This window comes from Methylotuvimicrobium sp. KM1, assembly GCF_044788715.1.
Taxonomy (GTDB): Bacteria; Pseudomonadota; Gammaproteobacteria; order Methylococcales; family Methylomonadaceae; genus Methylotuvimicrobium.
Genome location: NZ_CP173170.1, coordinates 2311503 through 2338329, shown reverse-complemented (window position 1 = coordinate 2338329; position 26827 = coordinate 2311503). Strand labels below are relative to the sequence as shown.

Annotated in this window: 21 protein-coding genes and 2 tRNA genes; 2 read left to right on the top strand and 21 right to left on the bottom strand. The window is 46.3% G+C overall.

What is annotated here, in order from left to right:
* Nucleotides 1-84 precede the first annotated feature (84 nt).
* Nucleotides 85-2316 (bottom strand): PAS domain-containing protein, encoded by a 2232-nt coding sequence (locus tag ACINK7_RS09955; protein WP_404361202.1) that lies wholly within the window; start codon nucleotides 2314-2316, stop codon nucleotides 85-87.
* 4 nt (nucleotides 2317-2320) lie between these two features.
* The gene (locus ACINK7_RS09950) at nucleotides 2321-3421 is read right to left on the bottom strand and encodes a two-component system response regulator (protein WP_404361201.1); all 1101 of its coding nucleotides are present in this window, start codon (nucleotides 3419-3421) and stop codon (nucleotides 2321-2323) included.
* Between the two features lie 329 nt (nucleotides 3422-3750).
* On the opposite strand from ACINK7_RS09950, the gene ACINK7_RS09945 reads away from it, so the two are divergent.
* Nucleotides 3751-5700 carry a helix-hairpin-helix domain-containing protein gene (locus ACINK7_RS09945; RefSeq protein WP_404361200.1) on the top strand — a complete coding sequence of 650 codons (1950 nt, stop codon included), beginning with the start codon at nucleotides 3751-3753 and terminating at the stop codon, nucleotides 5698-5700.
* A 578-nt stretch (nucleotides 5701-6278) separates the two neighbouring features.
* Here ACINK7_RS09945 and gpmI read toward each other — a convergent pair.
* From gpmI to ACINK7_RS09855, 18 genes are all read right to left on the bottom strand, one after another.
* Nucleotides 6279-7931, bottom strand: coding sequence for a 2,3-bisphosphoglycerate-independent phosphoglycerate mutase (gpmI, locus tag ACINK7_RS09940; RefSeq protein WP_404361199.1), 1653 nt, complete (start codon nucleotides 7929-7931; stop codon nucleotides 6279-6281).
* A gap of 654 nt (nucleotides 7932-8585) precedes the next feature.
* Nucleotides 8586-8659, bottom strand: a tRNA-Cys gene (locus ACINK7_RS09935).
* 47 nt (nucleotides 8660-8706) lie between these two features.
* Nucleotides 8707-8781 (bottom strand) — tRNA-Gly (locus ACINK7_RS09930).
* Between the two features lie 50 nt (nucleotides 8782-8831).
* Nucleotides 8832-9374 (bottom strand): hypothetical protein, encoded by a 543-nt coding sequence (locus ACINK7_RS09925; protein ID WP_404361198.1) that lies wholly within the window; start codon nucleotides 9372-9374, stop codon nucleotides 8832-8834.
* Nucleotides 9375-9620: 246 nt separating this feature from the next.
* Nucleotides 9621-11207, bottom strand: a complete 1587-nt coding sequence (locus tag ACINK7_RS09920) for a hypothetical protein (protein WP_404361197.1) — start codon at nucleotides 11205-11207, stop codon at nucleotides 9621-9623.
* Nucleotides 11208-11700: 493 nt separating this feature from the next.
* Nucleotides 11701-13155 carry an exodeoxyribonuclease I gene (gene sbcB, locus ACINK7_RS09915; protein ID WP_404361196.1) on the bottom strand — a complete coding sequence of 485 codons (1455 nt, stop codon included), beginning with the start codon at nucleotides 13153-13155 and terminating at the stop codon, nucleotides 11701-11703.
* 17 nt (nucleotides 13156-13172) lie between these two features.
* Complete coding sequence (locus ACINK7_RS09910; protein WP_404361195.1) at nucleotides 13173-13568, bottom strand: CBS domain-containing protein; 396 nt, start codon at nucleotides 13566-13568, stop codon at nucleotides 13173-13175.
* A 225-nt stretch (nucleotides 13569-13793) separates the two neighbouring features.
* Nucleotides 13794-13973, bottom strand: a complete 180-nt coding sequence (gene nqrM / locus ACINK7_RS09905) for a (Na+)-NQR maturation NqrM (protein WP_404361194.1) — start codon at nucleotides 13971-13973, stop codon at nucleotides 13794-13796.
* Nucleotides 13970-15034: an FAD:protein FMN transferase gene (locus ACINK7_RS09900; protein WP_404361193.1), complete on the bottom strand. Its 1065-nt coding sequence runs from the start codon at nucleotides 15032-15034 to the stop codon at nucleotides 13970-13972. The genes nqrM and ACINK7_RS09900 overlap by 4 nt, the downstream gene beginning before the upstream one ends.
* 42 nt (nucleotides 15035-15076) lie before the next feature.
* Nucleotides 15077-16297, bottom strand: coding sequence for an NADH:ubiquinone reductase (Na(+)-transporting) subunit F (gene nqrF, locus ACINK7_RS09895; protein ID WP_404361192.1), 1221 nt, complete (start codon nucleotides 16295-16297; stop codon nucleotides 15077-15079).
* A 12-nt stretch (nucleotides 16298-16309) separates the two neighbouring features.
* On the bottom strand, nucleotides 16310-16918 hold the full coding sequence (gene nqrE, locus ACINK7_RS09890) for an NADH:ubiquinone reductase (Na(+)-transporting) subunit E (protein ID WP_404361191.1): 609 nt from the start codon (nucleotides 16916-16918) through the stop codon (nucleotides 16310-16312).
* The gene (locus ACINK7_RS09885; RefSeq protein ID WP_014148702.1) at nucleotides 16918-17598 is read right to left on the bottom strand and encodes an NADH:ubiquinone reductase (Na(+)-transporting) subunit D; all 681 of its coding nucleotides are present in this window, start codon (nucleotides 17596-17598) and stop codon (nucleotides 16918-16920) included. Before ACINK7_RS09885 ends, nqrE begins: the two co-directional genes overlap by 1 nt.
* 9 nt (nucleotides 17599-17607) lie before the next feature.
* Nucleotides 17608-18444, bottom strand: coding sequence for a Na(+)-translocating NADH-quinone reductase subunit C (locus ACINK7_RS09880; protein ID WP_404361190.1), 837 nt, complete (start codon nucleotides 18442-18444; stop codon nucleotides 17608-17610).
* Nucleotides 18437-19639: an NADH:ubiquinone reductase (Na(+)-transporting) subunit B gene (locus ACINK7_RS09875; RefSeq protein WP_404361189.1), complete on the bottom strand. Its 1203-nt coding sequence runs from the start codon at nucleotides 19637-19639 to the stop codon at nucleotides 18437-18439. Before ACINK7_RS09875 ends, ACINK7_RS09880 begins: the two co-directional genes overlap by 8 nt.
* Nucleotides 19639-20991 carry a Na(+)-translocating NADH-quinone reductase subunit A gene (locus ACINK7_RS09870; protein ID WP_404361188.1) on the bottom strand — a complete coding sequence of 451 codons (1353 nt, stop codon included), beginning with the start codon at nucleotides 20989-20991 and terminating at the stop codon, nucleotides 19639-19641. Before ACINK7_RS09870 ends, ACINK7_RS09875 begins: the two co-directional genes overlap by 1 nt.
* A gap of 382 nt (nucleotides 20992-21373) precedes the next feature.
* Nucleotides 21374-22471, bottom strand: coding sequence for a quinolinate synthase NadA (gene nadA, locus ACINK7_RS09865; RefSeq protein ID WP_404361187.1), 1098 nt, complete (start codon nucleotides 22469-22471; stop codon nucleotides 21374-21376).
* Between the two features lie 270 nt (nucleotides 22472-22741).
* Entirely contained in the window at nucleotides 22742-24532 is a 1791-nt protein-coding gene (aspS, locus tag ACINK7_RS09860) for an aspartate--tRNA ligase (protein WP_404361186.1), read from the bottom strand.
* Between the two features lie 69 nt (nucleotides 24533-24601).
* The gene (locus ACINK7_RS09855; RefSeq protein ID WP_404361185.1) at nucleotides 24602-24877 is read right to left on the bottom strand and encodes an FmdB family zinc ribbon protein; all 276 of its coding nucleotides are present in this window, start codon (nucleotides 24875-24877) and stop codon (nucleotides 24602-24604) included.
* A 101-nt stretch (nucleotides 24878-24978) separates the two neighbouring features.
* Here ACINK7_RS09855 and pyrC point away from each other — a divergent pair, with 101 nt between their 5' ends.
* Nucleotides 24979-26028: a dihydroorotase gene (pyrC, locus tag ACINK7_RS09850; protein WP_404361184.1), complete on the top strand. Its 1050-nt coding sequence runs from the start codon at nucleotides 24979-24981 to the stop codon at nucleotides 26026-26028.
* A gap of 64 nt (nucleotides 26029-26092) precedes the next feature.
* On the opposite strand, the gene ACINK7_RS09845 is transcribed toward pyrC, so the two are convergent.
* Nucleotides 26093-26683, bottom strand: a complete 591-nt coding sequence (locus ACINK7_RS09845) for a DUF502 domain-containing protein (RefSeq protein WP_404361183.1) — start codon at nucleotides 26681-26683, stop codon at nucleotides 26093-26095.
* Nucleotides 26684-26827: the final 144 nt, after the last annotated feature.

Here is a 26827-nt window from a genome sequence, read left to right as displayed (position 1 = left end):
AATTTCCAGTTTTAGCGAGCGACAGAATCCTTTCTTTCATTCGAGAACATATCTTTAGCCATATTCTTACCAGGTATTGTTATTTTAAGTCTCTTGCTGAGAATTATCGAGAAAAGCCAGCGGATAAGGCGGACTCTGCCCTAACTGCTGAGAAAGTTGATTGATTTTCTGCTTTAAAGCAATCATATCGAGTTCACGTCCAACCGTCGCACGATTAAAACGCTCCAATTCCTGGTTACGATCCTCTAGCTCTTCGGTTTGCCGGCGGAGCGTCTCTTCGACGGCCTTGCGAGCGGTGATATCGGTATGAGCGATGACCACGCCGTGTTCATCTGTCTCCAGTGGAGTGGCGGTCATCATAAACCAGCGCTGTTGTTCCGGCGAATGGCAGGCATATTCCAAGTAAAAAACTGGAACACGGCCTTCCAGAACCGCTAAAATTCCGTCTCTTGCCGTCATCGCGCCTTCGGACGATGGGCCGATGCTTCTTTGACAAACCTCCAAATAATTTACGCCGACATCAACTGAATTAAACGCCTCTCCAGACGCCAGTCCGTTGTCCTTAGCAAAGCGCCGCCACGGTTGATTGACCGCTACAACGATTCCCAGTTTATCCAATACGGCGATATGCGCATTAACCGAATCCAAAATCGCACGCTTAAACGCTTCGCTTTGCCGCACAGCCAATTCCGCTTGCTTTCGTTCCGTGATGTCTTGATCGAGTCCCCGAAAACCGAGTAACCGCCCGTTATCATCGAAGATCGGCGTGCCGTGAGACAGAATATAACGCAAGTGACCGTCTTTTTTCCGGCATATGTTTTCAATATTACGAAACGATTTTCGATGGGCTCTAATGTCGACAAACCATTCACGTAGCTTATCTGCTTCATCGGACGGCATGAAATCGAAGGGTGTCTTACCTAACACTTCCTCGGAAGTATAGCCGAGCATTTCCAATACGCCGCCCGACGAATAAGTCAACCGCCCGTAGACATCGGTTTCCCAAATCCAGTCCGCAGAAACATTGGCGATATCGTAAAAACGCCGCTCGCTTTCACGAAGCGCGTCTTCGGCGGCTTTGCGCGCGCTGATGTCGAGAAAGAGCCCTATGACGGCCGGTCGGCCTTGATAGTCGAAAGCACTGCCATGCGCTTCGATATATGCTGGGCTTCCGTCGCGGCGTAATGCGGTAAAACGGTAATTACTAATAGACGATACCGATCCACCTACCAAACGGGCGATGTTTACCATGACCTCCTCACGATACTCGGGACTGATTAAATCGCCGACCGTCATAGTTTCGATAATATATCGGGTGGAGTCATATCCCAAAATCGATGCAAAAGCAGGGTTGATGTAGAGAAATCGATAATCCTGAATGATATAAATACCGGCTAGCGATTGTTCCACCAATGCCCGAAAACGCTCCTCGCTATCGCGTAACGACTGTTCAGCCTGTTTTAGCTCGCTTATGTCGCGCGAAATCCCGAATATCCCGATAACATTGTTATCGTTATCGAACAAAGGCCCCTTAGTCGCGAGAAAAGTGCGTTTTCCGTTCGAAACATCGAGTTCCTCGTGGTAAGTGACGGTTCGACCTTCCTCCAATACAGCCCGATCATTCGCGATAAGCATTTCGGCCTGTTCGGGTGAAAAAAGCACCGTATCGTCAAGCCCCAGAACATCGACGGCCTTTTTCCCGGTAAAACGCTCCGAAGCAGGATTAAAAAGCGTATAACGACCTTCCAAATCCTTTGCAAAAATCGCATCGTTCGAACTATCGGCAATTGCGGCTAATAAACCGAGCGCTTTCAAACGTTCGGCTTGAGCTCGTTGTATTGTTTGAGATTCGGCTAAACGTTGCCGCTGGCGAAACAGATAGAAAACCACTCCGACGGTGAATATCGTCATCAAAACGAAAAGCCCTAGCCAAGCTGTATCGTGCGTCGCTGCCGATTGTATTCGCGATAATTGCAATTGTTGATTGTCGAAAGATCGATATTGGCTATAGGCAAACCCGAGTAGAAGAACGGCGACAATCAATAGCGTCCAATGCAAGCCGGTACCGAAATGATTTTTATCGGTATTTTCTGCAATTGCCTTCGGGTCCATCAAGCGGTGCATTAATTGAAACAGCAGCAACGATGTGACGATAACGAAGAGCCAACCTTTAACGATACTGATAAACGCTATTTTATTCGGCTCATCAATAAGCCATGATAACAACCTATCGGAAAAGAATATCCACAATGCGGCGCACAACGCATAAGTCAATACGACACAGATAATTTCGGCCCGAGGGTATCGACGAGACATGTTGTTATGCCATTACCGATTCGCTATATCGGTCGGCTATTTCGCAAAAGACATCGAAATGCTTCAAAAATACATCGACCATGACCGGGTCGAAATGACTGCCGCGCCCCAAAGCAATAATGTCCCTGGCTTCACCGTAACTCATCGGCGCCTTATAAACACGCGGAGAAATCAAAGCATCGAATACATCGGCCAACGCCATGATGCGCGCCGAAACCGGTATGCTTTCGCCGGCCAAGCCATCCGGATAACCGGAACCATCCCATTTTTCATGATGCCAATGGGCTATTTCCTTAGCCAACGACAAAAATTCGACTTGTCCTGCGGCTTCTTGTTCGGCCATTTCTATCGCTTCGCTACCGATACGGGCATGCGTCTTCATCACGGCCCATTCGGCAGGTGTCAATGGCCCCGGTTTTAGCAAGATGGCATCGGGAATACCGACCTTGCCGATATCGTGCAACGGCGCCGAACGACTCAATAGCTTAATAAATTTATCGGTCAGCACATCGCAAAATCCTGGGCAATTTTGCAAAGCCATGGCCAACTCCTGCACATAACCTTGGGTGCGTAGAATATGATTGCCGGTTTCGGGATCGCGCGCTTCGGCAAGATGGGCGAGAGCCCTGATACTGACTTCTTGTATCAATTCGGATTCCGCCATACGCCGGGCAATCTCCGCCTCCAACCAGGCGTTTTGATGCGACAAGCGATCGCGCGCTTGTTTAAGCTCTAATTGAATTCGAACGCGCGCCATGACGATCGGAGGCGAAATTGGTTTGGTAATATAATCGACCGCACCGGAGTCCAAACCTTGAAGTTGCGCTTCGTCACTGTCCATCGCAGTCACGAAAATAATCGGAATATCTCGCGTGGTTGAATCGGCTCGTAAATGCTTGAATACTTGATAACCGTCCATACCCGGCATCATCACATCGAGCAAAATTAAATCGGGATGCGGCGCAGTACCGGCAATACGCAAGGCCTTCTCTCCGGACGTGGCAACGCGTACTTGAAATTGAGTTTGTAGCAAATCGCTGAGAACGCATAAATTTTCCGGCGAGTCGTCGACAATCAGTATTTTAGCGTTAGAGTTTTCCGGCATTGACAGGCTCATGGATGAGTGGAAATGGAGTAGAGCGCTAAAAACTTCCAAGCACCTGAAATTTTGTAATTATTCCCCCTCCTATTCTTCCCACGCAGAGCATGGGAACGAGAATTGAAGGTGACTTAATAACTACGAAATTTTCATTAAATCTAACATACAAACGCAAGTGCCGCACAACGATTATGGATATATTTTTTGATCCGATAGGAAGATTGCTTCAACCTAGTGTCTTCCGCATACCGCTCGACAGCCACTCAGGCGTCATATGGAGATTTCGGCTATAATTTCGTCCTTATCCGCATAAAAATTATTAAATCATTCCGCAGATGCTAACCGATAATCAGAAAGACATTCTCGAGCACTCAAATGTTCAATTAAAACATCTGAACGAAAAAAAACTATGGGCAATCGCCTCGCGCGTGACCGACGAAGCGAAACTCAACGACAAGGAACTCATCGAATTCATAGAGATAGCCAATGCCTTGTATCGAGGCGGCGATGCACTGATTAGCGATGCCGAGTACGACCTTACTTTTATCGCCGAACTGAAGCGCCGTCAACCGAACCACCCTTTCGTAACACGCGTCGAACCGGAATCGGCTTTCGCCGGTAAGACGGTTGAATTACCGGTCAGAATGTTATCGACCGACAAAGCCTACAGTCAGGGCGAAATCGAAAATTGGGCCAAGCGCATCAAAAAATCGGCGGACGAATTAAACATCGACTTCGATTCGGTCGTTTTCAAGGTCACGCCGAAGCTAGACGGCTATGCGGCCTATGACGACGGCGAACGACTTTACACGCGCGGCGACGGCAGAAAAGGCACCGACATCACACGCGTCTTCGAGCGCGGCTTACAAGTCGCGGATAATGGCTCCCGCGGACTGGGCGCCGGCGAAATCGTCGTCAATAAAACCTACTTTCAACGGCATTTGTCCGAGTTTTTCGATAACACGCGTAACTTTCAAGCCAGCGTCATCAAGGAAAAAGAACTGGAGCAACATGCCGAACAGGCCATCAAGGATCGGGCCGCGGTTTTTTTTCCATTTGCCGTGCTCCCCGCTTGGCAAGGCAGTTGGACGGAACTTGTCGAACGCTTCGATAAGATCGTAAAACAAATCTGGCATGCGGTAGATTATGACGTCGACGGCGTAATACTCGAAATTACCGACGAGCGAATAAAAACCGATATGGGCGCCACCCGCCATCATCATCGTTGGCAAATCGCCTACAAAGAGAATGTCGCGACAGCCGAAGTCAAAATCCTCCAAGTCGTACCGCAAACCTCGCGCTCAGGCCGCATCACACCGGTCGTCGAAGTCGAACCGATCCGCTTGAGCGGCGCACTGTTGCAACGAGCGACCGCTCACCATTATAAGATGGTCGTCGACAAAGGGATCGGTCCCGGCGCGGTGATTAGACTCGCCCGAAGTGGCGAAGTAATCCCCAAAATCGAGGAAGTCATCACACCGGCCGAACCCGACCTTCCGGGACAATGCCCGAGTTGCGGCAGCGAGTTGGTTTGGGATGGCGACTTTTTATACTGCACGAACAATTTCGACTGCCCCGCCCAAGTCAGTCATTCGATAGAACACTTTTTTCGGGTACTCGGCAATAACGACGGCTTCGGCCCGGCAACGATCGCAAAGCTTTACGATAACGATATCCGAACGATCGATAAGATCTACCAACTGAACGCATCGGATTTCGAAGCGATGGGTTTCGGCCCGAAACAGTCGCAAAATCTAGTTGATCAATTGCAGCGCAGTTTGTCCGAACCGATCGAGGACTGGCGTTTTCTGGCTGCGTTCGGCGTGTTCCGAATGGGGCTGGGCAACTGCGAAAAACTGCTCGCGCACTACCGTTTACCGGAAATTTTTTCGTTGAGCGAAGAAGAGATCGTCGCGCTCGAAGGCTTCGCCGAAAAAACCGCCGATGTCGTGCTGAAAGGTTTGAAAAAAATCGAACCGTTGTTCAACCGCTTATATCGTTTAGGTTTTGCATTGAACGAAACCAAAACCCAGGAAATGCCTGAGGTACAAAGCACTATCGCCGGCAAATCCTTGGTGTTCACCGGCACGATGCAACAAGGCTCGCGCGAGGATATGATTCGCGAAGCCAAAGCAATGGGCGCGAAAGTCGGTAGCGCGGTCAGCGGTAAAACCGACTATCTAGTCATCGGGGAAAAGGTAGGCGCAACAAAATTAAATGCCGCCGAAAAACACGGCGTTCGCATACTGAGCGAAGCCGAATATCTGGATTTAATAGGTCATTAGAATTGCCTGACACCCAGATTGAGCATTTATCGCCGTATATTTAGGAACGAGGTTGCTTAATAAGTCTGCGGATATTAAACCTCAGCCGCTTCCGAAGAGGGTGCGGTTGCTCGACCGGCAGGCGTCGGCGGCAGGGCAGATTTTTGCTCCTCGACAATTGCTCCTGCATTGCTCTAATACACGCCATCCATGGCGTAATGCAAAATCTGCATTCATGCCATCCATGGCAATCAGATTCCGCCGTCGAGCCTACAAGGACGTATTCACCCAGCACCTAAATTCCATAGTCCTGGTTATGGTTGACTATCTTGGATAATTTAGGTGCTGGGTTCACGGCGTCCTGTCGGGCGAGGGACCGTGCCCACACCACCCGGAGAACTTTCATTACCCGGGTTGATGGCGGCTTCTTCATGAACGTTAGGTGACAATAAATGGTATCGAAGTCACATTGGCTAAGACGGAAAGACGCCTTTTACAACTTATTTATAACAATCAGCGTTCTGCGTGGGAACAATAGATACCCCCTCTTCCCTTCAGGAAGAGGGAATCAAAAGCCTAAGTTAATTCGTACTCATTTCTTAACCGACTTTCACGAGGCTTGGAACATAATCTTCAGGCGGCTCGAAGCCTAACAACGAGATGCAAGTCGCCGCCAGATTCGCAATACCGGCGTTTGGCACTCCGGCCAAACTCGCATGCGCCGCCCCTGAAGGATCGTAAATGATTGCCGGGACCGGATTCAACGAGTGCGCCGTTTTCGGCTTGAACTTACCTTCATCGTCGAGCACAAGCTTACCTGTCTTTTTATCCAACTCACACATGTCGTCCGCATTACCGTGGTCTGCCGAACACACCAGAATTCCGCCGGTCTTTTTCAGCGCCTCGATAATCCTGCCGATACCTTGATCGACGGCTTCGACAGCCACCTTTACCGCATTAACATCGCCGGTATGACCGACCATATCGCCATTCGGATAATTTAAGCGGATAAATTTATATTCCCCGCTCTCGATCGCCTGCACGACGGCATCGGTGATTTCGTCCGCTTTCATTCGCGGCGCTTCCTCGAACGGACAGGAATCCGACGGAATTTCCACCCATGTCTCGGTCGGGAATTTGCCGGAATTATTCCCATTGAAAAAATAGGTCATGTGTCCAAATTTCTGGGTTTCGGAAATCGCCAGCTGCTTTACGCCGGCGTTCGACAAATATTCGCTCATCGTACGATCGATCGCGGGTGGCGTTACCAAATAACGCTCGGGCACACCAAGATCGCCGTCGTATTGCATCATACCCGCATATAATACATCCGGTTTCGGACCACGATCGAACTCGGTCAATTCGTCCGCTTCAAAAGCCTTGGTAATTTCCAATGCTCGGTCGCCTCGGAAGTTAAAGAAGATTACGCTGTCGCCATCGACAATCGGTCCGACCGGCGCTCCGTCACGCTCGATGACGAACGCAGGCAAATCTTGATCCAAAATGCCGGGTTTTTCTTTACGGAAGGTTTCTATCGCTTCCTTCATCGACGCAAATCGCCGGCCTTCGGCCTTCACATGCGTATCCCAACCGCGCCGCACCATATCCCAATTAGCATTATAACGATCCATCGTAATGTTCATGCGTCCGCCGCCGGATGCGACACAATAATCGACGCTGCCGTCGGAATTGATCTCGTTCAAAAAGGCTTCGAAGCGCTCGACATAGTCCAGCGCCGAAGTCGGAGGCACATCGCGACCATCGATCAAGGCATGAATTCGCGCCTTTTTAACGCCTTGTTCCTTGGCTTTCCGCAACATCGCTTCCAAATGATTCAAATTAGAATGCACATTGCCATCCGAAAACAAGCCGATAAAGTGTAAGGAGGATTCTTTGTTAGTGACGTTTCGAATCAACTCATCCCAAACCGACTCGGGCGCGAACATAGCCCCGGATTCGATCGCCTTGCCAACCAAGGATGCCCCTTGAGAAAAAACACGGCCGCAACCAATCGCGTTATGACCGACTTCCGAATTGCCCATATCGCCGTCATCGGGGAGCCCCACTGCAACGCCATGAGCACGCAACTCTGTATACAAGGCCTGCTCACGTAACCAATCCAAATTTGGAGTCGCAGATTGCAACACAAAATCGCTTTCCGGGTTTTTACCAATTCCTATACCATCCATAATGGCCAATACCAAAGGGCCCTTAGGCCCCGCAAAATCCTTATTCTTTTTTAATTCAATCATTTCAAACTCCTTTAGAGATAAGCTAAGACTATTTAACTCGGTTTCAATATGAACATCGATAATGATACGTTAGCTGAATCTATCTGAATCCGCTGATAACTCATAAAGACTGCCATAGCTAACACACTTACCTATACCCATCGTAGATCAAAATTCGGCACCGGCGAGACCGTCAAAGGACGCAGTGAACCCAGCACCTAATTTCCATAGTCCATTTGCTATGGCTAACCATCTTGGGTAATTTAGGGCTGGGTGAAGCGTCCATGTAGGCTCTATGCCTGCACCCATGTTGGTCCCTCACTTAGCGTTAAGAGAGGGACCGCACCGGCGCTTCCTTAAGCATCACCGAAATTTGAAGGGCGAAAGGTATTTTCAGCAAAGTTGTTTAAACTATTCCTAATTAGTTATTCTAACCTATTTATTGCAACCGCTGTAAACCATTGATTCTGCTTAGAACATTTTTCAAATAGATCCAAGTGCGTAGAATTTAATGAGCCAGGAGATTTCTATCGGTGTACGTTTTTTTTGAATTTAAACCCAAGTACTAACGGTCGATAAACTTTACCGCTGAAAAATGAGTATATTTAGTTGAATTAGTGCGATAAATTTCAAGCAAAAAAAAACCGCTTTGACAAGCGGTTTTTTGAAAATCAATGGAGGCTGCGGCCGGAATCGAACCGGCGTAGATGGCTTTGCAGGCCACTGCATAACCACTTTGCTACGCAGCCATAGTATTAAATAAAAAAGCCGCGAGATTCGCGGCTTAAAAATTTATTGGAGCGGGAAACGAGATTCGAACTCGCGACCCCAACCTTGGCAAGGTTGTGCTCTACCACTGAGCTATTCCCGCATCGCTTCAATAACGAGCATTATACTTGAATATTTCAGCCCGTCAACTTTTTATTGAACATTTATTGAATTGGTCCAAGCTGTTTTGCCTTGGCATTCACCTTCTGCTTCAATTTTTATGTTAACGAAGGCATTTTTTTTGCCGAAAGCATCTTGAAAACCTAGAATAGTAACAGGTGTTCCAGGCGCCATATGTTTACATCCGCCTACTCTGTCGTCTTCTTCTGTATCATCATAAGCTGCAATCGTACCCGGTACGGCAACCAATCGTATTGTGGAGTTCTTATCGTAAGCATTCGGCCCTTGTAGAACATATTTTTGACCGATGACCAAGTTTTTCATAACCGGCCCGGATACGGAGGAACCTGACCCGCCTCCAAACATCATAATACCCAACAAGACTACGACACCGCCTACAGCACCGTAAAAAATCTTAGGTTTTTCATCCTTGAGCTTCAATGCGGAACTTAAAAAACCACCCGCCATTTTTTTTATTGATTCTGCTTTATCTTCAGAGCTCTTTGAAGCTGTCTCTTTTTCAATTGTTTCCTGGGTGCTTTCCGAAGCTTGGTTATTGTTGTCTTCGCTGCTCATATTTTTCCTCTCAATCTTCTAGTTATTATAAAGTTAATAATAGGTCTCTACTCCTTATCAAACAAAGTCAGTACAAACCTAATCCCATTGCATTAAGTATTGCAATGCTAATACACTCGACTCGGACTGATCAAATTACCACGATAGCAAAAGTTTTCAAGCTTAAAATTAAGTCACTTAACTCTACTTCAATAATAATTAGAATTATCAGAGTTTTTTAGCACGCTTTAGTTAAATCCGGCCTACTCAAATGAAGTCATATCCTTTTTTGGTTTCAGTCTTTTGAGCACTTAACTCCTCGACTCTTCTACATTCGAACTGCCAATAACCCAATCCAATATTTTTTCTATCCCGGAGAATAATCGGGAACGTTTCGTTATTCATAGCCATACGAATCAAATCACCATCTTTAAGATTAAAGGACTCAAGTATGATAAAGCTTTTTTCGCTTTCTTGACTCTTAACGCCATAAATCAATGCTTTTTGAGGTAACTCGTCTGTTTCGTTCCTTGTGTAAGACTTATAAGAAACCGCAAACACTTGATTAGCCAACAATTGGATTTCAAATCCAATCTTTCCGTCAGCTTTAACTGAAGAAATTTTGTTGACAACACCTAGTGATCGTTTAGAAATCGGTGAATTTTTTTTTCTAAAACCGATTAAACTTCCGATTGAGATCATGCCTGCCTTGTTGAAGTGACACGCCAGCGACCTTTCCGAAGCCGACTCGGCTAACATCTCATCCTCTCCTAATTTTTTCGCGGGGTCTCCGCTAAGCAAATCGTGGCATGCTTCCAATCCAATACAAAAATACCGCTCCAACCTGTCACCGAATACCGGCACGCCATGAAACTCGATTCCGGTCCATCTCGAAATCAAATAATCTAGTAATTCAGCCGGCAATAAGCCATCACCGTCTTTCACTAGCATTAATGAACTAAAACGCGCTTGCTCCTTCGAAACAAACCTGGATTTGTTTTGAAGTACTTTTATTAGCTTATTAAAACCCAAATATAAAACCGAAGAATCAGAAGGCGGAGCAGATTCCGATATAAAATGAGGTCCTTGGTCCTCATCCGTCAAAATAATGCATTGATGTGGCTGAGTCTCGAAGGGACTATGACCTATCACCAAATGAGCGCTGTGTTGTTCAATGAAATTATATACCTGCAACACCTCTTTTTGCATAAGACCCGAAGGTTCAGCCAGGCAAAGCAACAAAATTTGCCTATAGCAATCACCCACGGAAAGCCCCTGCCCTGGTTCTAAATGACTTTTAGGAACATTGGTCGAATCTTTTTTGATTTTCACGCTTAAGCGATACAGCGAATGAATATCTATCCATACCCAATCCGGAACCGGAAAATTCATTAGATAATAACTGACGACAATGTTGCTCAGACCTCTGATCGCTCTTTGAATAGATAAAGGAGCACTCTTACCTTGAAACCAACCTAAGCTTCTGCGAGTAAGCTCTTTCACAACAATCCAATAGCCGAGCGTAAATTCCTTTTCTATTGCGATCAATACGTTAAATATTTTGTGCTCGTCAGGCTCTTTCGGAAATCCCTCCTGCATTAATCTGAAACGCAAATATTCCTCTACACTGGAAACTCGAAAACTTAATATTTCCAGCGCATCGAGACGGGTCTGAGCGCTCATTGCCAGACTATTAAACTCTTTCAAAAAATCGTATATTAAACGCGTAGACAACCCGGGGTTGGCAACCGGCAGCTCATCCAACCAATGTTTCAATGCCTTTTCTTCGAATATTCTTAATCTTTCAGGAATATTCTGTTGGGCGGGTATTACTAAAAAAAAAGAATTTTTCACTGATCCCTCAGGTTTAAGCGCTCAACCAAAAACTGAAACATGTGCTTGACCCAACATCTCGTTTGCAACAAATATACAGAAAAAACGCTCGATTATTACAAATGTTTTTATACACCTTTAAAGGATTCGGTCATAAATAACTTCCCTATTTATAATGCGCAAGGTAAGCAGGTTAGGATTATAGAACTTACAAGATTGTATTCACCTAGCACATAAAATTTTTAATTATAGTCAATATTCTATGAAATTCAGGTGCTGGAGGCTTGACGACAGTTCTCGAACACCAAGGATGGCGTATATTAGGGAACCAACAGTAGGCGCTTTGGCGATGCAGGACAGAAAATGCTCCTGCATTTGCTGCATTCATTACATCCCTGTAACTCAGAAACTGCCGAGAAGAAAAATTTGCCCAGCTGCCGACATTTTGGCTAACCAAACCCTCATGTCTTCATAAAGTTAGCCATTTTTAAGTATAAAGGGAGTATTATTAAAATTATTCTGAATCCATTCCGGCAATCGACAAAAGTCTCATTTTATCCAGCGCATATTCTCGCAACGCCGATAAAATCGCTGGATCCGCTGAGCTCTCGGCCTGCAACTCCTGCAGTTTTGAACAATACTCATTAATAGCCATACCATTGCTAACAGCACCGGTTAAACGATTAACACAATCTTTCATCCAGCGAGGCCACTCCTCCTCATTTAACGTTTCAGGATAGTTCCGGGCTCGATATCGGAAAAACATTTCCGGTAACCGCGGATCGCTGAAGTTTAAACACAAACTAGCTAAATCCTCAGGAAGAGTTTTATGAACTTTCTCCATTGTTTTTTTGTCGCTATCGCTGAAAAAACCGCCACTGTAAATCATCAAATCAGGGTCGGCATCAGATCCCGGAAAATCCGTTTCAAAGACATGGGTAATTTTTTCTAAGATATTAGAATCGTTGCGGATTTTATCAATATACCGATAGCAACGATCGATATCTAAATTAAGCCTCACTGCGTCATCAGGCCTTATAACTGCTATCGGCGCCAGAACAGGGCATTTGTTGACATGCACGGTTTTTAGCGGAATCCGTTCGACTCCTTCCGGAAGATCTTTTATAGCTGTAAAAATTCTTTGCTTGATTTCATCGACAGACAAATTAAGCAGAATTTCAGGATCACTAGAAAGATCATAAACCACGATTCCATTGTTATTGCTCGGGTGCCGACAAATAGGCAGAACCACGGCCATACAATGATTTCTGACAGAGTATTTTCCTGAAATGTGAACAACCGGTTTAAAGCTGCCTGTTTGCAACAAACGGTTTGCAGCAGATTTAACTCGATTATCAAAAAGAAAATTAAATAGTTTCGGTTGCGACTCTCGAATCAGTTTAGCCACGGCTATCGTTGCGTAAACATCCGACAAGGCATCGTGAGCCATCGCATGCTCAATACCATTAGCCTTAGTCAATTCTTCCAACCGAAAAGTAACAACACCCTGTTCGGTTACCGGCCACTCAATACCGCCGGGACGAAGCGCGTAAGCGGCTCGGGCTACATCGATTATATCCCAACGCGAATTACTGTTTTGCCACTCTCGTTGATAAGGATCGTAAAGGTTTCGATACAAAGTATTGCGTGTGACTTCATCATCAAAACGAATATTGTTATAGCCTAGAGTGCAAGTATTAGGCTGAGAAATTTCACGAGAAATCGCCTCGATAAACTCAGCCTCGCAAATGCCTTTTGCTTCAGCAATTTGCGGAGTAATGCCTGTAATTAAACAGGCAACGGGATCGGGAAGACAATCGAGTGCGGGCTTGCAGTAAATGACAAGCGGATCGCCTAAAACATTGAAATCATAATCGGTGCGAATTCCGGCAAATTGAACCGGCCTATCGCGCCTAGGATCTATTCCGAACGTTTCGTAGTCATGCCAATAAAAAGTCCGTCCGGTCACAATGGATCGACAGCCTTTTAAAGATTGACCAGGGCTTTCAGCACATCGGTCCGACTGACAACGCCAACAAGTTCGGAATCTCGAAAAACAGGAAAACTTCTAATCGTAGAGTCCTTGAACTTGGCCGCAATGTCGACGATGCTCGCATCCGCATCGACCGAAACAATATCTGTGGACATAAATTCGGAAACCTTACCCGCCGAACCTTGGTTATAAGCCGATTCCAATACGACCTTCATGCTATCCTTTTCGGAGAACATACCGACTAACTTGCCTTGACCGTTTATCACGGGAGCACACGTAATTTTATGGGAAAGTAATTGTTTAATTGCTTCAACGACATTAGCATTTTCCTTGAGTGTGACCATATTTCTTTTGGTCATATAATCGGCAACAGTAATTTTAGCCAGCATGGATTAACTCCTGATTATGGTTATTATTATACTTCGCGCGGCCACATTTGCGGATTTCTGACGCGCTCTTTTGTCCGGTATATGCGTTATGAAAACAGTTACATAGCTTGCTATGCGCCTGTTTTCGCGCCTTGCTACCGAACAAAATAGCTTTGCCATAAAAACCGCAAACATGACCGCGCGAAGTATATCAACAAAAGGAACCATTACACACAAACACAAGTGTTAAACTTGTCCTTCCGCTTCCATTTTTTTTCTTTTATCACACTTTTTAATGCAAACGCAATCGCCTTTATTAGCCCCGCCGCACGAGCCCTTAATAGCTTTTCTTCCAAAAATAACGCCCACTGCCATTATCGCAATAACAATGAGCATAAATACAAATGTTACTAAAAAATAAGTCATTGTCCCTCCTTAAAATAATCGCGATACGCAGAGGTTGATGTTTCACTGAACCCCTGCGCGGTTTTAGTAATAAATAAGACAGGAAGATGTAGTTGCTCTGCCAATCGTAAACCGTCTTCGGCGCCTAAGACCATAAAGGCTGTTGCCCATGCATCAGCCTCCATCGCGGTTTCGCTCAATACCGTTACCGAGGCAAGATTATGATTGATAGATTTTCCCGTTCTTGGATCGATTGTATGTGAAAATCTGACCCCTTCTACTTCAAAATAGTTTCGGTAATCTCCGGAGGTCGCCACCGACATATCGGTAATCGATACGATTTTCTGTATCATTCGCTGCTCTGAAGACGGCTTTTCTATAGCAATACGCCAAGCATTACCATCCGGTTTGCGTCCTCTCAATCGAAGCTCGCCGCCAATTTCAACTAAATAATCTTTAATACCTAGCTTTTCCAACAGCAAACCAACTTGATCGACCCCATAACCTTTAGCGATCGCCGATAAATCAAGATAGAGATCAGAATAATTTTTTTTGATCGATAATGGCTCGTCCCTTAACTTCAGATTCCGATAACCAATTCGCCGCATCGCAAGAAGAATCGCTTCGTTCGAAGGTGCCTGAAACGATAAAGGATCAGGACCGAAGCCCCATAAATTAACTAACGGACCGACCGTAATATCAAAGGCGCCCTCCGTCAAGTCACTAATGCGTTTAGCTTCGGCCAAAACACTGTACAGAGCCTCGGAAACCAGTTGCCATTCGACAGAGTCGCTGTTATTGATTATCGATAATTCTGATTGCGGCCGATAGGTAGACATCTGATCGTTGACGAGTTCCAGCAATTCTTTAATGTCAATGTTAAGCTGGTCGGTTTTGACCCCGACAGGCAACACCGATGCTTTGATGCTGAAACTGGTACCCATCGTTTGACCGGTCATCTCGAAAGGGAAAACCGGTTTACTAGCCCCCTGATCATCACAGCCCACTAATAAAAAAACGAGGACCAGGAAAATCCCGAATCCTCGTTGATTTTGTTTTACATTCATAGATCTTTTTTTCATCCCCTCCCGAAAGACTCGGGAGAGGTGTTTGCCTTTAAATTATCAACCGCCGAAATCATCCAAGAAGATACTTTCAGGTTCAACTCCGTTTTCCAACAGCATGTTGATAACCGACGAGTTCATGATTGGAGGCCCACACATGTAGTATTCACAATCTTCCGGTGCCGGATGGTTTTTAAGATAATTCTCATACAACACATTGTGAATAAAGCCTGTGTACCCGTCCCACTCATCGTCAGGAAGAGGATCGGACAACGCGACATGCCATTCGAAGTTATCATTCTCGGCCGCCAGCATGTCGAAGTCTTCAACATAGAACATTTCGCGTTTGCTTCTTGCGCCATACCAGAAAGTGATCTTGCGTTTCGATTTTAAACGACGTAACTGATCGAAGAGATGCGATCGCATCGGTGCCATACCGGCCCCCCCCCCGATAAACACCATTTCTTTATCAGTTTCCTGCGCGTAGAATTCACCATACGGACCTGAAATTATACATTTATCGCCTGGTTTTAAATTAAAGATGTAGGATGACATGATGCCTGGCGGAACGTTTTCAGGTGCTCCCGGTGGCGGCGAGGCGATCCTGACGTTTAACATAATTTCCTTTTCCTCCGGATAACTCGCCATCGAGTAAGCTCTCAAGGCAGGCTCTTTGACTTCGGAAACATAACGCCAAAGATTGAATTTATCCCAATCTTCACGGAAACGTTCTTCTACAATGAAATCTTTGTATTTTACGACATGAGGAGGACATTCAATTTGAATGTAACCGCCTGCGCGGTAATTGATCGCTTCACCTTCCGGCAAATCTAAAACCAATTCTTTAATAAACGTCGCAACGTTATGGTTGGACTTGACAGTGCATTCCCATTTTTTGACGCCGAAAACAGAATCTTCGACTTCAATTTTCATGTTTTGCTTTACCGTTACCTGACAAGACAGACGCTCGCCTTCTGCCGCTTCGCGTTTAGTTATATGAGAACGCTCAGTCGGTAAAATTTCGCCGCCTCCTTCAGATATTTTCACACGGCATTGCGCGCATGACCCGCCGCCGCCACAAGCCGAGGGAACGAACAATTTGTTGTCCGCTAACGCGGTCAATAACTTGGAGCCGACAGGAACATGAATCAATTTTTCATCGTTAATGAGAACTTCGACGTCTCCCGAAGCCACTAATTTACTCTTTGCGCCAATGATCACGAAGACCAGCGCAATCACGATAACCGTGAAAATAATAATTCCTAATGCAATTTCCAGCATTACGATACCTTTTTAAAGTTGGATTCCAGAAAAAGCCATGAAGCCAAGAGACATCAGACCCGCGGTAAGAAAAGTGATGCCAAGACCTTGCAGGCCACCCGGTATATCACTGTATTTGAGCTTTTCGCGCACGCCAGCCATGACCGTAATAGCCAATGCCCAGCCGAAACCACTACCGACTCCGTAAGTGACACTTTCGCCCAAACTGTAATCGCGCTCGATCATGAACAAACTGCCGCCAAGAATCGCACAGTTGACCGTAATCAACGGCAAAAACACACCCAAGGCATTGTATAAAGCCGGAAAGAACTTATCCAAAATCATTTCCAGGATTTGAACCAGTGCGGCGATCATACCGATACAGCTCAACAACGACAGAAAGCTCAAGTCGACGCCGGTAATCCCTAGCCATGACAGCGCATCTTCTTTCAACAAGCTGTGATAGATAATATTATTGGCCGGAACTGTGATAGTTTGCACGACCATCACTGCAATACCCAGCCCCATAGCAGTCGAAATCTTTTTCGAAACCGCCAGGAATGTGCACATCCCCAGGAAAAACGATAACGCCAGGTTTTCGATGAAAACCGCTTTAACAAACAAACTGATATAGGCTTCCATTAGTGATGCCCTCCTTCACCGTGAGCAATCGGCATGATTTCAAATTCAACATGCTCGCGTTGCTCGGGCTTGAATTGACGAAACACCCAAATGATCATTCCGATAATAAAAAACGCGCTAGGCGGCAACAGCATCAAACCATTCGGATCGTACCAACCTCCGTCTTTGGTCAATTCGAAAATTTCGATACCAAGAAGTTTGCCGGAACCGAACAATTCGCGGAAAAACGCGACGATAACCAAAATCAAGCTATAGCCCAATCCATTACCGATGCCGTCCATAAAACTTTCCAGTGGCGGGTTTTTCATCGCATAAGCTTCGGCGCGCCCCATCACGATACAGTTAGTGATGATCAAGCCGACAAATACCGATAATTGCTTGCTGATGTCGTAAGCAACCGCCTTCAATATTTGATCGACAACAATAACCAAAGAAGCAATGATCGTCATTTGCACGATGATCCGGATACTGCTCGGAATATGATTCCGGATTAAACTGATTGATGCGCTTGAACACGCCGTTACCGACGTCAAAGCAATCGCCATGATCAATGACGTCGACATTTGCGACGTCACCGCCAGAGCCGAACAGATACCCAATACCTGAAGGGTTATCGGATTTTCGTTAATTAAAGGTTTAATTAAAACCTTTTTAGTTTCGCTCGTTAATATTGCACTCATGATTAACCCCTACCCGTCTGTTCTGACTTTATCTAAATAGGTAGCAAAGCCTTCTTTGCTCATCCAATACTTAACCAGATTGGACACACCCACGCTGGTTAAAGTGGCGCCGGCTAATCCATCAACTTGGTATTCGGAGCCCGGCTTGTTGGTATCGACCGTACCTTTGACCAATTTCAAAACAGGCTCACCGGCTTCGTTGTAAACTTTTTTACCTTGCCATAAAGCTCGCCAATTTGGATTGACCACTTCACCGCCCAAGCCCGGCGTTTCAGCTTGGTCGTAAAAGTTGATGCTTTGCACGGTTTGACCGTCAGCTTCCAGCGCTAAAAAGCCATAGAGCGTCGACCATAAACCATATCCGCTAACCGGCAGAATGATCGATTGTATTTCTTCGCCTTTCTTGACCAGATAAACTTTAGCAATCTTGGCTTTGGCCTTGATACTGGCAATGTCCTCTTCCGGCGGAATAGCGATACTTAGCTCAGGATCCTTAGTCGCTTTCCGTTGATCGTAAGTCGCAACATCGATGCCCTCGACATAATCGCCGGTCTCCAGATCAACCAACTTAGCCTCGATTTGCTGATCGAAAGCAGCATTGATATCGACGCCTTCTTCCAGCAATCCGGCTACATCCAGGATATTCTTTTTCATATCCAAGGCTTTGTTATTGGCTTGCATTGGCCTCAGCGCAACCGCTGCAATGGAAACCAATATCGCGCAAACAAAACAAACCCATAACGCAATCGCAAGCGTCTTCTCGAGACTATCGTTGCTCTGCGCTAAAACTTTATCCGCGTATATCTTGAATTTTTCGTAGTGTTTACAATCTTTTAGATTAGGCATGACGCTTCACCCTTCTTCTAATGTTTGCCTGAACGACAAAGTAATCGATGATAGGCGCGAACATGTTCGAGAATAGAATCGCCAGCATGATTCCCTCGGGAAACGCCGGATTCACTACTCTGATCAAAACCGTCATAACACCCACTAACATTCCAAAAATCCAGCGACCGGTATTAGTCATTGCTGCACTTACAGGATCGGTAGCCATGTAAACCATGCCAAAAGCGAAACCGCCGACAGTCAAATGCCAATACCATGGGAAAGCAAACATAGGATTGCTGTCGCTGCCGATAAAATTGAATAGCGATGACATAATCAGCATGCCGAGAAACACGCCGCCCACAATACGGTAAGAAGCGATACGGGTGTAAAGTAAAAATGCACAACCAATCAAAATAGCGACTGTCGAGGTTTCACCCAAACACCCTGGCATGAAACCGAAAAAACTTTGCATCCAGCCGTAACCGGCCTCATGCACGGCATCCAGGCCACCTGACGCAGCCAAACCTAAAGGCGTAGCAGCCGTGTAACCGTCAACCGCAACCCAGACTGAATCACCTGAAATCGATGCCGGATAGGCAAAGTATAGGAATGCACGTCCAGTCAATGCAGGATTTAAGAAGTTTTTACCGGTACCTCCGAAAACTTCCTTGCCGATTACAATTCCGAACGAAATACCCAGCGCGACCTGCCACAACGGCATGTCCGGCGGCATGATCAGGGTATAAAGCATCGACGAGACCAAGAAGCCTTCGTTGACCTCATGACCACGCACGGTCGCGAACAGAACTTCCCAAACACCGCCGACAGCCAGAGTTACTATATAAATTGGCAAAAAATACAGAGCACCATGAATCAAGTTGGATAGCGGATTATATGGGCTATAACCGAATATCATCATTGGCAGACTACGCCAGCCGTCCGCTTTTTCTAGCCCCATCGCTTCCATCGCGACATTCGCTTGATAACCTGTATTATACCAAGCCATTAGGATACAAAAAAACGTTGCAATAACGACAAACGTCATCGTACGTTTCAAATCATTACCGTCTCGAACATGAGTTTTACCGCGCGTCACCTCGGCGGGCGTATATAAAAAAGTATCGACCATCTCGTAGAGACCGTAGTACTTCTCTAGCTTACCGCCTTTGGTAAAATGCGGCTCTATGCTGTCTAAAAAATTTCTAGCCGACATTAGCCTTCCTTCTCGATTTTAGTTAAATTCGCTCTCAGAACCGGACCGAACTCATGTTTACCCGGATCGACAAAGGTAAACAGAGCCATATCTTCCTCGTCTAACTCCAAACAACCTAGCATTTGCGCTTGATCCGTATCCCCGACAACCAAAGACTTTAGCAATGGCGTTGGCAAAATATCCATCGGCATCACGGATTCGTATACGCCAACCGGAACAATCGCCCGATTACTGCCGTTTTTATTCGTCGTCAACGGAAACTTACGTTCACTATTTCGGTCTTTACTGGAGGTGTAGACATTGAGGGCCGAATATTTATCCTTGCCCGGAACGATCCAACCGAAGAACTCACGGTCACGACCTTCTTTCAACACCGAAACTTGGTTGCTGTAATAACCCAGATAGTCCGACCAGTCGGCCGCTTTGTGGCCATAGATGACCGAACCGGAAATCACACGACTTTCCCCGTCCATCAGCTCTCCAGCAACGAGTTCGCTGAGACATGCACCGACACGGGTTCTAAGCAATCTTGGTTTTTTAGCGGTAGGCCCCGCCAATGAAACCACTCTTTCAACATTCAATTTACCGGTCGTGAACAACGCACCGATTGCCATCACGGCTTGATAATCTAAATGCCAAACCGATTTATTAGCGTTAACAGGGTCAATAAAATGAATGTGAGTGCTTGGCAAACCGGCCGGATGCGGGCCTGAAAACTCGGCAACTGTAATGGAAGACGCGTTTCCGGTCGGTATTTCGGCACCGGGAGCTTTACAAACATAAACTTTGCCATCGGTCAACTTAGCAATCACTGCCAGGCCGTTGCTAAAGTCGGCAGAGCGTTCCTGAATGATTACTGACGGATCGGCGGCCAATGGATTGGTATCGATTGCGGTTACAAAAATCGAGCTAGGACTGCTATCGATTGTCGGCGTTTTACCATAAGGACGCGTTCTCAACGCAACCCACAAACCGGAAGCGATGAGATTTTCCTTGACTTGATCGGTTGATAAACCGTCCAATTCGGAATCTTTATATTTAGCAAACGATTCTGCTTCGTTACCCTTCAGCTCGATGACAACCGATTGCAAAACGCGCTTGGCTCCGCGGTTAATCGCCTTGACGATACCGGCACCGGGCGATGTAAAATTGACCCCTGGATTTTTTTTATCGGAAAAAAGCACCTGACCGAGTTTGACTTTGTCACCCTCGGCTACCGTCATGGTAGGCTTCATTCCCACATAATCCATCCCCAGAACGGCAACCGACTTAACCTTATTACCGTTTTCTATTATTTGTTCGGGCTCTCCCGTGATCGGAAGATCCAAACCTTTTTTTAAATTAAATTGCATAGTAAATAAGCCTGCTCTCCAGACATATCGCGGCGAACAACCCCCTTATTCGAAACAGCCGGAACAAGAGGCACTTGAAGACGTAAACCGAGGCATTAGACCATAATTTCGTGCCGTTCTCAAGATCGTTAAAATGTCTATTGAGTCAACACACTGTCACCTATCGAGCACAATTCGGCTTACTGTTATAAATTGAAAATTTGCGACACAATATTGAAAATCAAAAAAGCCGTTACATACCAAGTATGTAACGGCTTTTTGTGTCGATTCGATGCTATATAAAAAGCACAACATTAAAGTTTCCTATCATTATATAGATCTTAAATGCTATTCAGAGTAATAAAATACCAAAGTCATTGGATGCCTACTTCTTAAGAGGATATCAATGTATCGAAAGCATATTATCCAATGCTTTTTTAGCTAGGACGGACTCGCGCTCCGGCACCGATATCCGATTAACAACATGTCCTTGGACCAGATTTTCCAGCACCCAAGCCAAATGCTGCGGATCGGTTCGGAACATCGTAGAGCACATGCATACCGTCGGCGACATAAAATGCACATTTTTGCCTTGACCTTTGCATTCGTCGTGCAATCGATTGACCAGATTCAATTCGGTAGCAACCAGCCAACGTGTACCGGGCTCGGCCTCACGCACGATCTTCAAAATCGCTTCGGTCGAGCCAATGTATTCGGATTTTTGGCAGACTTCAAAACTGGCCTCGGGATGCGAAATCACATGCGTTTCGGGATGTTTTTCCAGGAACCGGTCGATATGCTCGGGCTTAAACATTTGATGAACCGAACAAAACCCTTTCCAAAGAATCATTTTTGCATTTCGAATTTGCTCCTCGGTCAGGCCTCCCATCGGCTTATCGAAATCCCAGGTTACCATTTCCTCAAGTGGGATGCCCATCCGATAACCGGTATTACGTCCTAAATGCTGATCAGGAAAAAATAACACCTTCTCGCGTCTAGCAAAACTCCATTCAAGAATTTTTTGCGCATTCGACGATGTACAAACGATACCGCCATGCTCACCGCAAAATGCCTTTAAATCGGCTGCGGAATTAATGTATGTGACTGGCGTCACCATGCTATCCGGGTCTAAAACCGACGACAATTCTTTCCAACATTTATTGACTTTGATGACATTCGCCATATCGGCCATAGAACAACCGGCCGCCAAATCGGGAAGAATTGAAATCTGGTCGGGCCGAGACAGAATATCGGCGACTTCGGCCATGAAATGTACACCGCAAAACACGATATACTCGGCTTCGGACGCTGCCGCATTACGCGATAACTTCAACGAATCCCCACTATAGTCGGCATGTTTGAACACTTCGTCACGTTGGTAATGATGCCCAAGAATGACACAGCGCGAACCGAGTTTTTCCTTCGCGGCTACGATACGCGCATCGCATTCGTCATCATCGAGAAGCGCATAATCTTGGATTGCTAAGGCTGTCGCAGACATTTTTATCACTCAAATTTTGTTAGGGTGCGCAGCGCGCACCGTTTTTAAACTTCGTTCGCTTTATTCATAAGACTAGCGTCGCATACGAACCGATAAACACACTCCGGCTACACACTTAAGCCGGGACGGTTTAAGCTTTGTTCGCTGAGGGGAGTCGAAGCGAACAAAGCGATTGGCTCCGACTCCGCTCAGCCAGCAGCTCGATTGATCCGCTTAAACGAAAGGTCAATCTGTCCCGTTTAAAATGGGAGATCCACAATTCGAGCAACGTTAATCTTGCTTTTCGTCTTTTCCGGCCGGTTTACGCAATTTGATACCCAATTCCTTCAATTGTTCCTCGCTGACGAACGCCGGGGCATTGAACAAAGGGCAAGCCGCGGTCTGCGTTTTCGGGAATGCAATCACATCGCGGATCGAATGCGCGCCGGTCATCAGCATCACTAGACGATCCAAGCCGAAAGCGATACCGCCATGAGGCGGCGCACCGTATTTCAATGCATCCAACAGGAAGCCGAATTTCTCGCGCGCTTCATCGTGGCCTATTCCGAGAATCGCGAATACGATTTGCTGCATGTCGGTCCGATTAATCCTAATCGAACCGCCTCCGACTTCGGTGCCGTTCAGCACTAAGTCGTAAGCACGCGACAAAGCATGGCCCGGATCGGCTTTCAATTCCTCAATCGAACAACTCGGCGCCGTGAACGGATGATGAATCGCGGTATAGCGTTGAGCCTTATCGTCCCAAGCAAACATAGGGAAATCGACGACCCATACCGGTTTCCAATCGCCATCGAGCAAGCCGCGATCCAGGCCCAACTTAACCCGTAAAGCACCCATGGCTTCATTGACGACATCGGCCTTATCGGCACCGAAGAAAATCAAATCGCCGTTTTGCGCACCGGCTTTAGCCATCACCTTGGCCCAGACTTCATCAGGCGCAAATTTAACAATCGGCGATTGCAGACCTTCGACACCAGCCTCCAAATCATTAACTTTAATATATGCCAGTCCTTTCGCGCCATAAATTCCGACGAATCGAGTCAAATCGTCAATTTCCTTGCGACTCAACTCGCCACCCTCAGGCAAGCGCATCGCAACGACACGCCCATGAGGATCGTTGGCAGGCCCTGAAAACACTTTGAAATCGACTTCACGCATTTCTTCGGCAATATCGACTAATTCCAAAGGTATACGGAGATCCGGGCGATCGGAGCCGAATCGACGCATCGCCTCGCTATAACTCATAACCGGAAACGGATCGGCCAAATCAACATCGATGATATCCTTGAACAAACGGCGAATCATCTGTTCCATAATCGCCATAATTTCTTGTTCGTTCATGAACGAAGTCTCGATATCGAGCTGCGTGAACTCCGGCTGTCGGTCGGCGCGCAAATCTTCGTCTCGGAAACACCGTACCACCTGGTAATAGCGCTCCATGCCGGCAACCATCAGCAACTGCTTATAGAGTTGCGGCGATTGCGGTAAGGCAAAAAAGGCGTTTGGATGCGTGCGGCTCGGTACGATGTAATCCCTCGCACCTTCCGGCGTTGCTTTGGTTAAATAAGGCGTTTCAATTTCGAAAAACTCCTTATCATCGAGAAACTGACGCAAATTGCGCGTCACATCGCGACGCACCTTCATTTTATGCTGCATCTCGGTGCGGCGAAGATCAATATAACGAAAACGCAGACGCATTTCCTCATTGACTTCGATCTCGCTTTCGATTGGAAACGGGGGCGTTTCGGATTCATTCAAGACTTCGATGCTTTTACCCAGCACCTCAATCTCACCGGTTGCCATATTCGAATTATGCGTACCCTCAGGACGGTTTCTAACAATACCTTCGATACGTAATACATATTCGCTACGCACACTCTCGGCTATTGAAAACGACTCCGGCGCATCGGGATCGAATACTACTTGCACCAAGCCTGCACGATCTCTCAGATCGATAAATATAACGCCGCCATGATCCCGGCGACGATGCACCCAGCCGCATAAAGCAACCGATTGTCCTAAATGTTGGGTATTCAATTCTCCACACTTGTGGCTACGCATAACTCTTCTCGTGTTAATCCAAAAAATTCGCCGATGTTACTTACTTACACCCTGTTATGCAAGCCGCCGTTATTGGGCAGAACAAGCACCGCTGGAGCATCCGCCGTCAGTTGAAGAACACGACGAAGGCGCAGAAGTCTCGCCGGCGACATTTTTCTTATTGCCGCTTTTAAAATCAGTTTCATACCAACCACCGCCCTTTAATCTAAAACCGGCCGCGGAAATTTTTTTCATCAACTCGGGACGACTGCAGGCAGGACAATGAACCAAAACAGGATCACTCATTTTTTGCAAAGCCTCATGCTCATGGCCGCAGGCTTGACATTGATATTCGTAAATAGGCATTTTCAACTCCGTAACAAGAAATAATTGCCAAAATAAGGGCACGATTTAATTTTTCAAGCCCATAAGGTAAAATCATTGTTTATAAAAATACGCGCATTATAATGAATAAACTCACCATTACCCAGCCCGACGATTGGCATTTGCATATCAGAAACGGCGAGATACTCAAAACCGTACTGCCGCATACCGCTAAACGCTTTGCAAGAGCCATCATCATGCCCAACTTAAAGCCTCCGGTGACGACGGCCCGACAGGCCTTGCAGTATCGCAATGAAATCTTGTCCGCCCTCCCCTCGGGGTCTTATTTCACGCCGTTGATGACGCTTTACCTGACCGGTTCAACCACTAGCCAAGACGTCAAAGAAGCCGCCGAATGCGAACACATCTATGCGTTTAAACTATACCCGGCCGGAGCGACTACTAACTCCGATGCCGGAGTTGCCGACCCGAAGACGATTTATCCGATTTTCGAGACGATGCAACAATTCGACATACCGCTGCTGATTCACGGCGAAGTCGTCGATCAGGACTGCGATATATTCGACCGGGAACGCGTATTTATCGAGCGCACGCTCAACGATATTACTCGCCAATTTCCTAATTTACGCATCGTACTCGAACACGTCACCACAAGTGATGCGGTCGAATTCGTAAAATCGGCACCGAATACGATTGCGGCAACCATTACGCCGCAGCATTTGCTTTACAATCGCAATGCGATGTTAGTCGGCGGCATAAAACCCCATTACTATTGCCTACCGATCTTGAAACGAGAACAGCACCGCCAGGCTCTGGTCGCTGCCGCAACCAGCGGCAACCCAAAATTCTTTTTGGGCACCGACAGCGCTCCACACCTAACCGGCTCAAAAGAAAATGCCTGCGGTTGCGCCGGCTGTTTCAGCGCTCATGCAGCGATAGAGCTTTATGCCGAAGCCTTTGATAGGGCCGACGCTTTAGAAAAACTGGAAGGGTTTGCGAGTTTTTTCGGCGCCGATTTTTACCGATTACCCAGAAATACTCGTTCGGTTACACTGATTAAAGAACCTTGGCTCGTACCTGAATTTTATGGGCATGGGGAAATTAATATCACACCACTTAAAGCCGGCGAGCCGTTAGCTTGGAAACTCGAAGTCGAGGGCCGTAAATACTGACTCCGATAGCATATACCATGAAGGAGCCATGAAGCATTTCCCTCGGTTAAAACCATTCTTACAATTAGGAAAGTTTTTTCATCTCATCCATTTTATCGAAATCAACCCCGACACTTACGATAAAGCTAGTCGCTTGCTCAATATTCATTTCGGACTTTATGACTCTGGATTGATGCACAATCACCGTAAAACCTGAAGTCGGATTCGGCGATGTCGGCACAAACAACACATACTGATCATCCTGCTTGTTGGTTACATAAGCAGGAACCCAAAGCCCTTCTTTAGGGTATTCAATATAAACTACCTCGCGCGCTTCCTTACGCTCATGCGAGGAAAACATATTAATGATTTTCTTAGTTACCCGATAAATGCTATTTAACAACGGAATTCTATCGATAATAAAATCGAACGCCGCGATAGCCCAAAACTTACCTTCCTTAACGATTTTGTGCCCGATCATCGATAAAATTAAAAAACTAACCGCAAATACCATCAATGTATACAAGTAATTATCGGCATAACCATATACCATTCTAAAGAGGTCGGACACCCGATCTTTTACGAATATGACGATCTGTAAAATGACCACAATCGGAATAACCGCGAAAATTCCGATCAAAAAATTATTTAAAATCGCCTTAAGCTGTTGATTCATTATGCCCCCTTTTAGTTGTTATGTAATATGGTAGACCGTGACACTTATATCCATCGTAGATCAAAATTCGGCACCGAGGGCTCGTCAAAGAACACCGTGAACCAAGCACCTATTATCCCAGATGGTTAAGCATAGCCTAATGGG

What these genes read in the sequence shown, in the direction of transcription:
- ACINK7_RS09955 (WP_404361202.1), bottom strand. Translation starts at nt 2,316, where the DNA reads ATGTCTCGTCGATACCCTCGGGCCGAAATTATCTGTGTCGTATTGACT.
- ACINK7_RS09950 (WP_404361201.1), bottom strand. Translation starts at nt 3,421, where the DNA reads ATGCCGGAAAACTCTAACGCTAAAATACTGATTGTCGACGACTCGCCG.
- ACINK7_RS09945 (WP_404361200.1), top strand. Translation starts at nt 3,751, where the DNA reads ATGCTAACCGATAATCAGAAAGACATTCTCGAGCACTCAAATGTTCAA.
- gpmI (WP_404361199.1), bottom strand. Translation starts at nt 7,931, where the DNA reads ATGATTGAATTAAAAAAGAATAAGGATTTTGCGGGGCCTAAGGGCCCT.
- ACINK7_RS09925 (WP_404361198.1), bottom strand. Translation starts at nt 9,374, where the DNA reads ATGAGCAGCGAAGACAACAATAACCAAGCTTCGGAAAGCACCCAGGAA.
- ACINK7_RS09910 (WP_404361195.1), bottom strand. Translation starts at nt 13,568, where the DNA reads ATGCTGGCTAAAATTACTGTTGCCGATTATATGACCAAAAGAAATATG.
- nqrM (WP_404361194.1), bottom strand. Translation starts at nt 13,973, where the DNA reads ATGACTTATTTTTTAGTAACATTTGTATTTATGCTCATTGTTATTGCG.
- ACINK7_RS09900 (WP_404361193.1), bottom strand. Translation starts at nt 15,034, where the DNA reads ATGAAAAAAAGATCTATGAATGTAAAACAAAATCAACGAGGATTCGGG.
- nqrF (WP_404361192.1), bottom strand. Translation starts at nt 16,297, where the DNA reads ATGCTGGAAATTGCATTAGGAATTATTATTTTCACGGTTATCGTGATT.
- nqrE (WP_404361191.1), bottom strand. Translation starts at nt 16,918, where the DNA reads ATGGAAGCCTATATCAGTTTGTTTGTTAAAGCGGTTTTCATCGAAAAC.
- ACINK7_RS09885 (WP_014148702.1), bottom strand. Translation starts at nt 17,598, where the DNA reads ATGAGTGCAATATTAACGAGCGAAACTAAAAAGGTTTTAATTAAACCT.
- ACINK7_RS09880 (WP_404361190.1), bottom strand. Translation starts at nt 18,444, where the DNA reads ATGCCTAATCTAAAAGATTGTAAACACTACGAAAAATTCAAGATATAC.
- ACINK7_RS09875 (WP_404361189.1), bottom strand. Translation starts at nt 19,639, where the DNA reads ATGTCGGCTAGAAATTTTTTAGACAGCATAGAGCCGCATTTTACCAAA.
- ACINK7_RS09870 (WP_404361188.1), bottom strand. Translation starts at nt 20,991, where the DNA reads ATGCAATTTAATTTAAAAAAAGGTTTGGATCTTCCGATCACGGGAGAG.
- nadA (WP_404361187.1), bottom strand. Translation starts at nt 22,471, where the DNA reads ATGTCTGCGACAGCCTTAGCAATCCAAGATTATGCGCTTCTCGATGAT.
- aspS (WP_404361186.1), bottom strand. Translation starts at nt 24,532, where the DNA reads ATGCGTAGCCACAAGTGTGGAGAATTGAATACCCAACATTTAGGACAA.
- ACINK7_RS09855 (WP_404361185.1), bottom strand. Translation starts at nt 24,877, where the DNA reads ATGCCTATTTACGAATATCAATGTCAAGCCTGCGGCCATGAGCATGAG.
- pyrC (WP_404361184.1), top strand. Translation starts at nt 24,979, where the DNA reads ATGAATAAACTCACCATTACCCAGCCCGACGATTGGCATTTGCATATC.
- ACINK7_RS09845 (WP_404361183.1), bottom strand. Translation starts at nt 26,683, where the DNA reads ATGAATCAACAGCTTAAGGCGATTTTAAATAATTTTTTGATCGGAATT.